Origin of the sequence: Geminicoccus sp., assembly GCF_036263595.1 — a bacterium.
In the GTDB taxonomy this organism is placed as follows: Bacteria; Pseudomonadota; Alphaproteobacteria; order Geminicoccales; family Geminicoccaceae; genus Geminicoccus.
On the sequence record NZ_DATAGQ010000019.1, the window covers coordinates 1 to 8,848 of the forward strand.

Annotated in this window: 7 protein-coding genes; 5 read left to right on the forward strand and 2 right to left on the reverse strand. The window is 68.5% G+C overall.

Annotated features, from left to right (window positions below; genetic code table 11):
* Together VHL31_RS01200 and VHL31_RS01205 are read right to left on the reverse strand one after the other, a co-directional pair.
* On the reverse strand, positions 1–1,801 hold a 1,801-nt coding region (locus VHL31_RS01200; RefSeq protein ID WP_329659374.1), incomplete at its 3' end, for a putative bifunctional diguanylate cyclase/phosphodiesterase.
* Between the two features lie 151 nt (positions 1,802–1,952).
* Positions 1,953–2,411: a molybdopterin-dependent oxidoreductase gene (locus tag VHL31_RS01205; RefSeq protein ID WP_329659375.1), complete on the reverse strand. Its 459-nt coding sequence runs from the start codon at positions 2,409–2,411 to the stop codon at positions 1,953–1,955.
* 183 nt (positions 2,412–2,594) lie between these two features.
* Between VHL31_RS01205 and VHL31_RS01210 the strand changes: the two genes are divergently transcribed.
* The 5 genes from VHL31_RS01210 to VHL31_RS01230 form a co-directional block, all read left to right on the forward strand.
* Complete coding sequence (locus tag VHL31_RS01210; RefSeq protein ID WP_329659376.1) at positions 2,595–3,551, forward strand: transcriptional regulator GcvA; 957 nt, start codon at positions 2,595–2,597, stop codon at positions 3,549–3,551.
* Positions 3,552–3,566: 15 nt separating this feature from the next.
* Positions 3,567–4,715, forward strand: a complete 1,149-nt coding sequence (locus tag VHL31_RS01215; protein ID WP_329659377.1) for a glycosyltransferase family 4 protein — start codon at positions 3,567–3,569, stop codon at positions 4,713–4,715.
* A gap of 85 nt (positions 4,716–4,800) precedes the next feature.
* Positions 4,801–5,496 (forward strand): nickel pincer cofactor biosynthesis protein LarB, encoded by a 696-nt coding sequence (larB, locus tag VHL31_RS01220; protein ID WP_329659378.1) that lies wholly within the window; start codon positions 4,801–4,803, stop codon positions 5,494–5,496.
* A 78-nt stretch (positions 5,497–5,574) separates the two neighbouring features.
* Positions 5,575–7,857: an NADP-dependent malic enzyme gene (locus VHL31_RS01225; RefSeq protein ID WP_329659379.1), complete on the forward strand. Its 2,283-nt coding sequence runs from the start codon at positions 5,575–5,577 to the stop codon at positions 7,855–7,857.
* Positions 7,854–8,848: magnesium transporter (locus tag VHL31_RS01230; protein ID WP_329659380.1), on the forward strand; the 995-nt coding region annotated here is incomplete at its 3' end. The genes VHL31_RS01225 and VHL31_RS01230, both read left to right, overlap by 4 nt.

Consider the following 8,848-nt stretch of genomic DNA (forward strand, 5'->3'; position numbering starts at 1 on the left):
CACGGGGCAGACCGGAGCGGGCCAGTGCGGCCGCGATCTCGTTCTCCAGCTCCGGATCGGCGAACTGGGCGGGAGAGAGGTTGATCCCGATGGTGGCGTCGGCGATCTCGCCGCGCCAGGTGGCCGCGTCCGCGCAGGCCCGCTGGACCGTCCATCGCCCGAGCGGCACGATCAGGCCGGTCTCCTCCGCGATCGGGATGAACTCCGCCGGCGAGACCGGCCCCAGCTCCGGGTCGGTCCAGCGCAGCAATGCCTCAAAGCCGGTGACATGATCCGACTTCAGGTCAATCTGCGGCTGGTAGTGCAACTGCAGGATCTGCTGTTCCAATGCCCGCCGTAGCGCCGCATCGATCTGATGCCGCCTGGCAAGCCGGTCGCTCATCCAGGGCTGGAAGCGCTGGTGGGTCGCATGCCCCAGCTTCTTTGCCTCGTAGAGAGCGACATCGGCCGCCTTCACGATGGCGTCGCAGTCGCGTCCGTCATCGGGCGACAAAGCGATGCCCAGCGATGCCGTCGCCATCACGACCATGTCCCCGACGCGGTATGGACGTGCAAGCTCGCCCAGGACCTTCCATGCCATGGACTGGACGCCTTGGGCAGTAGCGCATGAATCCTGCAACAGGATGCTGAACTCGTCGCCTCCGAGCCGGGCCACCAGCGCCGAATCCCCCACGCACTGGACGAGCCGATGCGACGCTTCGACCAGCAACCGATCCGCGGTGCCGTGCCCGTAGCTGTCGTTGATGTTCTTGAACCCGTCGAGATCGACCACCAGCCAAGCGAGCTTGCGGCTACCGTCAATGCACCTGGCTAGCCGCTCGAGAGCCACCCGGCGGTTCGGCAGGGCGGTCAGCGGGTCGTGATCGGCGAGAAAGCGGATCCGGGCATGCGACAGATGGCTCTCGGTGATGTCGCTGCCGACGCCACGAAACCCCAGGAACTGCCCGGTCGTGTCGAAGGAGGGCGTGCCGGCCAGCCGCAGCACAGCCTCGCCACCGTCCAGCCGCATCGTCCTGCAGGTGACGTCCCGGAATGCCATGCCGCTCGCCAGCGCTTCGCGCCAGGGCTGCCAAGCCGGCTCTTCCAGCCAATGCCGTGCCGTCGTCGCCGGCCCTTCGTAGAGGCATTTCAAGAGCTCGACGAGTCGGTCCGAGCACCAGACGAGCCGGCCCGCCTGGTCGGTCTCCCAGAGCCAATCGGAGGCGGCACCCGCGAACTCGCGGAATCGTTCCGACGCGGCGCGCGCCTCCCGTTCCGCCCGGCGCGCCACATGGCTCTCGACCGCCAGGGCCGAGGCCGCCAGAGCAGCGGTGATCAACAGGCCGATCAGCGCCAGGGCCTCCCTGCTCTGACGCACGCTCACCTCGCTGATCAGCTGGGACGACGCGTCATTGAACCACTTGGTCGCCTGGGCTGCCAAGTCCGTCAAGGATTCTGCCTGTGGTGCCAGAACGGCGAAGATCCGTTCGGCCGCCTCGGGTGCCGCTGGAAGGTCCGGATGCGTCCGAAGGATGGCCTCGGTCGTCCCGAGCGCGTCCTCCAGTTGGCGGATGATCCGGTCGACCTGGGTGGCAGTCGTCCTGCTGCCTTCGCCGCCGGCATGCAGATGAAGAACGGAAAGATACCGCTCCCGGTCCTCGCCGGTCTTCATGACATCGACCCGGCTGAAGAGGATGTCGAGCCGAAGATCAAGGGTAGCACGATCAAGATCGCCACCGCCCACGTGCTTGAGCAGTGCCAGCTGGAAATGCTGAAGCTCCAGGCGTGCCTGATAGATTGCCCAGGCGTCGGTAGTGCTCATCCGCGCAGCCTGGCGTATCTGGCCTTCAAGGGCGCCCAGGTGGACGATGGACATCACCGCGAATGCGATCATTGCAGTCAAGCTGCCGAGGATGAGCCCCGTGCGGAACGTGCGGGCGGAAATGCGCTGGCGGGACATCGGCTCCGCGTTCTTATGGGATCTCGATGGTCTGCAACTGCCAGATCGACAGGGACTGGGTGCTCGGCTCGTCCAGGTCGCGGCGCCGCGACCAGGGAAAGACGACCCACAATGGTCCCTTTTCACGGACGGGGATCGGCCGTCCACCGATCTCGAACGCGACCAGCGCCTCCTCGACCAGCGTCTCGACGGTGGTGCGCACGCTGTATTCGTTGAGGGCACGCAGCACGACATCCTCCCCCGCAAAGCCGAGGGCGGCGGACAGGTCCTTGAACGGCACGCCCGAGAATCGCAGTTCTCCCTCGCTCCACGGCGTCCTCGTCACCAGCTCCACGGTGCCGATCGCAGCCAGCGCCTTTTGATCGAGCGAAATGTCGCCGCCGCTGATCCTGCCCTTGATCCTGAGCTTGAATCCGGTCGGTGAAGCTGTCGCACTGGTGGCCGCCGGCAAGGCCGCCAGAGCCAACCGCAACAGATGTGATCGAGTGAGAAGCATAGCTTCCTCCTGAGCATGGGACGAGGTACGCACGGCAACCCCGGTGCCGGCAGGTGCGGCTTCATCCTGACCGCCCCCCCTTAACGAAGGGTTGACGTCCGCTCCCCTGCTCTAGATTTCTTCAGCGTTCCTCCGGTGCACCGCTTCCTGCGAGCCCTGATGCCGCGTCCAATCCATCGCCTCCCGCCGCTCAACGCCCTCAGATGCTTCGTCGTGGCGGCCAAGCATCTGAGCATCAGCCGGGCGGCCGAGGAGCTGTTCGTGACGCCCGCGGCGGTGAGCCAGCAGATCAAGCAGCTGGAGGATCATCTGGGCTGCCTCCTGTTCCGCCGGACCGCGCGCTCGCTGCTGCTCACCGACGAGGGCCAAGCCTGCCTGCCTGGCCTCGCCGACGGCTTCCAGAAGCTGGCGGACGCGCTGGACGAGATCGACCTGCTCCAGAAGGGCGGGGTCCTGAACGTTTCCGTAGCGCCCTCCTTTGCCGCCAAATGGCTGATGGGGCGACTGGAAGACTTCCAGGAGCAGTATCCTGAGATCGACGTCCGGATCTCCGCCTCCAACCAGATCGTGGACTTCTCCAGCGAGGACGTGGACTGCGCGATCCGCTACGGCGCCGGGCACTATCCAGGTCTGGAAACCGACCATCTGCTGTCGGAATCCATCGTTCCGGTGGCGGCCCCGGCCCTGGTGGCGCAGGCAGGGATCGGCACGCCGCAGGACCTGGTCGGGGTGCCCCTGCTGCACGACGATGGCCCGGAACGCGATGCGAGCTGCCCGGACTGGCCGATGTGGCTGAAGGCGGCGGGCGTCAGGGAGGCGGACGGCAAGCGCGGTCCCCGCTTCGACCAGTCGGCGCTGGTGCTGGAGGCGGCGGTTGCCGGACGAGGCGTGGCGCTGGCCAAGGCCAGGCTCGCCGAGCAGGACCTGGAGGCCGGCCGCCTCGTACGCCTGTTCGACGTGGAGCAGCCGCTGCGGTTCGCCTATTTCCTGGTCTGCCCAGCGCGCAAGGCCAAGCTCGCGAAGGTCGAAGCCTTCCGGACTTGGCTGGCCAGCCGCGCCAAGGAGACCGAGAACGGCGGGGGCCAGACAGCTCGCCAGGCAGCCAGTGCGGGCTGATCCGATCGGTGGCCGGTGACAAGCCTGCGAAACCCGGTTCGCCCGCTGGCCACGCTCCGAGTGACGTTCGGGCTTTCGCGCGACTACGAGCGGCGCACGGGCGGCTATGTGTACGACGTTCGCCTCTGCCGCGAGTTCGTCCGCCTCGGCCACGAGGTCGACTGGCAATGGCTGCCATCGGGCTTTCCCCAGCCGGACCGGCTGGCATGCGAGGCCACCGAGCGCTACCTCGCCACCCTGCCGGACGGCGCCATCTTCATGACCGACCAGCTGGTGAGCAGCGCTTTGCCGGACGTCATTGCGAGGCACGCGCGCCGGCTGCGAATCGTTCAGATCGTCCATCATCCACTGGCGCTGGAGCACGGGACGGCGGAGGACCTGGCGCTGGCGCGTGCGGCGGACGAGCGCCGCGCCCTGCGCCACGCCAGCCTGGTGATCTGCACCTCGACCATGACCGCCGAACTGCTGGAGCGCGACTACGCGGTCTCCCGGCCAAGGCTCCTGGTGGCACCGCCCGGCACGACCCCGGCACCGCCGGCCAAGGGTGGTCCCGGTCCTCTGGTGGATCTGCTCGCGGTGGGCGCGGTGGTGCCGCGCAAGGGTCATGACCGGCTCGTCGAGGCGCTGGGCCTGCTGGCCGGCCGGCCCTGGCGCCTGCGGATCGTCGGCAACCTCACCAGGGCGCCCGCCCATGTGCAGGTGGTGCGGGACCTGATCGCACGGCACGAGATTCAGGACCGGGTCGAACTGCTGGGCGAACTCGACGAGCCGGCCCTGGCCGACGCCTGGTCGGTGACCGACCTGTTCGTGTCGGCCTCTCACCTGGAGGGGCATGGGATGGCGCTGGCCGAGGCGGAAGCGCACGGGCTGCCGATCCTCGCCACGGCGGCGGGCGCGCCAGCGCGCTGGCTGGACCCGGAGGCCGCCCTTGTCGTCGCAACAAGCAGCCCGGCCTGCCTGGCCCCCGCCCTGGCGGCGCTGATCGACGATCCGGAACGCCGGTTGCGGATGCGGGCGGCGGCCATTCGGTCCAGCCTTTGCCGGCCCGGCTGGCAGGACTGCGCCCGAGCGGTCGAGGCAGCCCTTCATGCAATGCAGCCGGCCTTGGCTGCCCACACGCAGCCCTCGGTCCAGTCCCTGCATGGCGCGACAGGTTCCTCGTGAACATCGCCCATCATGCCATCTCGAGCCGGCAGGCACGCGAGGAGGGCATGGCTTTTGCCGCCACCTCGTGTAAGCGCAGGCCGTGATGACGAACGACGATATCGACATGGACTGGCTGCGCGAGGAACGCACGGGCGTTGCCGAGGCGGTGCTTTGCGCGCCCAAGTCCGACGCCCAGATCGAAGCGGTGCTGCGGCAGGCTCGCGCTGCACGCCGGCGCCTGCTGCTGACCCGGCTGGGGCCCAACCGCCTGGCGCGGCTGTCGGGCGAGGTGCGGGCAGGGCTCGACTACGACGCGCTTTCCCAGACGGGCGTCCTTGGCGGCCTGCCCTTCACGGACACGCCGCGCGTGGGTCTGGTAGCCGGTGGCAGCTCCGACCTGCCGGTGGTGGCCGAGGCGGCCAGGGTGCTGGCCTTCCACGGGCGCGGCAGCGAGCAGTTCGTGGATGTCGGCGTGGCCGGGCTCGACCGGCTGCTGCGCCGCCTGGATCAGCTGCGCCGGTTCGACGTGCTGATCGCCTTTGCCGGCATGGAGGGTGCGCTGTTCACGGTGCTGGCCGGGCTGGTCGAGGCGCCGGTGATCGCGGTGCCGACCTCGGCAGGCGTCGGGGTGGCCCAGGGCGGCCGCGTGGCGCTCCAGTCGGCCTTGAGCTCCTGCGCGCCCGGCGTGGTGGTGGTGAACGTCGACAGCGGCTTTGGCGCGGCATGCGCCGCCATCAAGTTCCTCCGCGTGGCCGACCGCACGATGGCGATGGAGCGGCCGCAAGGCTCGGCACACTGACGCGCAGGGCGCGTTAGGGCTTGCGTGCCCGGGTGCGACGCGTCCATTCGGGAGGCGGTGGACGCCCGGGAGATCGCCATGACCCAGCTGCGCGACGACGCGTTGGAATACCACGCCCGCCCGGTCGCGGGAAAACTCGAGGTCAGGGCCACCAAGCCGCTCTCGACGCAGCGCGACCTCTCGCTGGCCTACAGCCCGGGCGTGGCCGCGGCCTGCGAGGAAATCGCCGCCGATCCGCAGGCAGCCGCCCTCTACACCTCGCGCGGCAATCTCGTTGCGGTCGTCACCAACGGCACCGCCGTGCTGGGCCTGGGCGCCATCGGCGCCCTGGCATCCAAGCCGGTCATGGAAGGCAAGGCCGTCCTGTTCAAGAAGTTCGCCGGGATCGATGCGTTCGACATCGAGCTGGACGAGCTCGACCCGGACAAGCTTTGCGACATCGTGGCGGCGCTGGAGCCGACCTTCGGGGCGATCAACCTCGAGGACATCAAGGCCCCGGAGTGCTTCCACATCGAGAAGACGCTGCGGGAGCGCATGAAGATCCCGGTCTTCCATGACGACCAGCACGGCACCGCGATCATCGTCTCGGCCGCCATCGTCAATGCGCTGCACCTGGTCGGCAAGAGGATCGAGGATGTCCGGCTGGTGGCAAGCGGCGCCGGTGCCGCGGCACTGGCCTGCCTGGACCTGCTGCTGGCAATCGGGCTCAAGCGCGAGAACGTGACGGTCACCGACATCCTGGGCGTGGTCTACGAGGGTCGCACCGAGCTGATGGACCCGTGGAAGGCCAAGTGGGCGCGGCCGACCGAGGCGCGGGTGCTGGCGGACGCGATCCCGGGTGCGGACATCTTCCTGGGCCTGAGTGCCGCCAACGTGCTGAAGTTGGAGATGCTGGCATCCATGGCGCACCGGCCGATCGTGCTGGCGCTGGCCAACCCGAACCCGGAGATCCCCTACGAGCTGGCGAAGTCCGCGCGGCCGGACGCGATCGTGGCGACCGGGCGGAGCGACAACCCGAACCAGGTCAACAACGTCCTCTGCTTTCCCTACATCTTCCGCGGCGCCCTGGACGTGGGCGCGACCACGATCAACACCGAGATGGCGATCGCCTGCGTGCATGCCCTGGCGGAACTCGCGCGCGCGACGACGCCCGAGATGGTGCACCTGGCCTACCATACCGAGTACCTGGCGTTCGGACCGGAATACGTGATCCCCAAGCCGTTCGACCCGCGGCTGGTGGTCGACCTGCCGGTGGCCGTCGCCAAGGCGGCGATGGAGACCGGCGTGGCAACCCGGCCGATCGAGGATCTCGCCGCCTATCGCGCCAGCCTCAGCCAGAAGGTCTACAAGTCCGGCCTGATCATGCGGCCGCAGATCGCGCGGGCGAAGTCGTCCCCGCAGCGGCTCGTGTTCACCCATGGCGAGGAGGAGCGCATCCTGCGCGCCGTCCAGGTCGTGGTGGAGGAGCAGATCGCCCGGCCGATCCTGATCGGGCGGCCGGATGTCATCCAGAACCGGATCGAGCGCTACGGCCTGCGCCTGACGCTGGAAAGCGACGTCGACCTCGTCAATCCGAACTCGGATCCTCGCTACAACGACTATGTCGCCTTCTATCGCGACCAGATGGGAAGGCGTGGCGTCACGCCCCAGCTTGCCCGTGAGGTCGTGCGGACGAGCCCCACCGTCATCGCCGCCATCATGGTGGCACGCGGCGAGGCGGATGCGATGATCGCGGGACCGGTCGGCCGGTTCATCGACCATCTCAAGGATGTCCAGGACGTGATCGGGATGCGGCCCGACACGCGCGAGGCGTCGACCGTTCACGGCCTGCTCCTCGACCGTGGCCTCCTGTTCCTGGCCGACACCTATGTGAGCGTCGAGCAGACGGCGGAAACGATCGTCGAGACGACGCTGGCGGCCAGCCGGGCCATCGACCGGTTCGGCATCAAGCCCAAGGTGGCCCTGGTCAGCCACAGCAATTTCGGCAGCCGGGAATCCAAGGAGGTCAGGATGATGCGCGAGGCGCTGGCCATCATCCGCGAGCGCTCGCCCGGCCTCGAGATCGACGGCGAGATGCATGCAGACACGGCCCTTCTGCCTGCCCTGCGCGAGAAGATCCTGCCTGATTCGAACCTGGCCGGCGAAGCCAACCTCCTGATCATGCCAGGACTGGATGCCGCGCATATCGCCTACAGCCTGGTGCGTGCGGTCACCAACTGCGTATCGATCGGCCCGATCGTGCTGGGCCCGCGCCTGCCGGCCCATATCGTCACCCCGTCGGTGACGGCGCGAGGCATCACCAACATGGCGGCCATCGCCTGCGCCGAGGCCATCTCCCTGCGGCTTGGCGAGAGCGGATGAACGACGGCTCCGAGACCCGGTCGCCCGCGGCCTCGGGCATCGACGAGGAGGAGATCCGCGCCGTCGTGCAGGCGCTGGATCAGGACGATGGGCAGGCGGTGCTGGAGCTGTTCGCGCCGCTCCATCCGGCCGACCAGGCTGCCATGCTGCATGCGCTGTCCGACGACCAGCGCGATCGGGCGGTCGACCTGTCGGCGCCGGTGCTCGAGCCGGAAACGCTGAACTGGCTGGATTCCGAGGTCCGTGACGAGGTGATCGGCAGGCTGGGGCCGAAGGCGTCGGCGGCGATCCTGTCCGAGCTGGAATCGGACGACGTGGTCGAGATCATGGAGGATCTCGACCAGGACGACCGCGCGGCAATCCTGGGCGAGATGCCGGCTGCCGAGCGCTTCCAGGTCGAGCAGGCGCTGGCCTACCCCGACTACACCGCCGCCCGCCTCGTCCAGCGCGACAACGTCGTGGTGCCGGACTTCTGGACGGTGGGCCAGACGATCGACCACTGCCGCAACCGCAGCGACGACCTGCCGGACGAGTTCTGGGACATCCTGATCGTCGACCCCAAGATGCGGCCGGTCGGCCAGGTCCATGTCTCCGAGGTGCTTCGCTCCCAGCGCGACGTCACCATGAGTTCCTTGAAGCTCAAGGAGCTGTTCCTGATCAAGGCGAACACCGACCAGGAGGAGGTGGCCCGGCTGTTCCGCAAGTACGGCCTGGCCTCGGCCCCGGTCGTCGACAGCGCCGGCCGGCTGATGGGCATCGTGACGCTCGACGACATCGTTGAGGTCGTCGAGGAGGAGGCCGAGGACGACCTGCTCCGGCTGGGCGGGGTGGCGGACAGCGACCGGTTCGCCGGGCCCTGGGTCACGGCCCTGCACCGGCTGCCCTGGCTGGCGATCAACCTCGTCACCGCGGTGATCGCCTCGCTGGTGATCGGCGTGTTCGAGCAGTCCATCGAGAAGCTCACCGCGCTGGCCGTGCTGATGCCGATGGT

What these genes read in the sequence shown, in the direction of transcription:
- larB (WP_329659378.1), top strand. Translation starts at nt 4,801, where the DNA reads ATGACGAACGACGATATCGACATGGACTGGCTGCGCGAGGAACGCACG.
- VHL31_RS01210 (WP_329659376.1), top strand. Translation starts at nt 2,595, where the DNA reads ATGCCGCGTCCAATCCATCGCCTCCCGCCGCTCAACGCCCTCAGATGC.
- VHL31_RS01225 (WP_329659379.1), top strand. Translation starts at nt 5,575, where the DNA reads ATGACCCAGCTGCGCGACGACGCGTTGGAATACCACGCCCGCCCGGTC.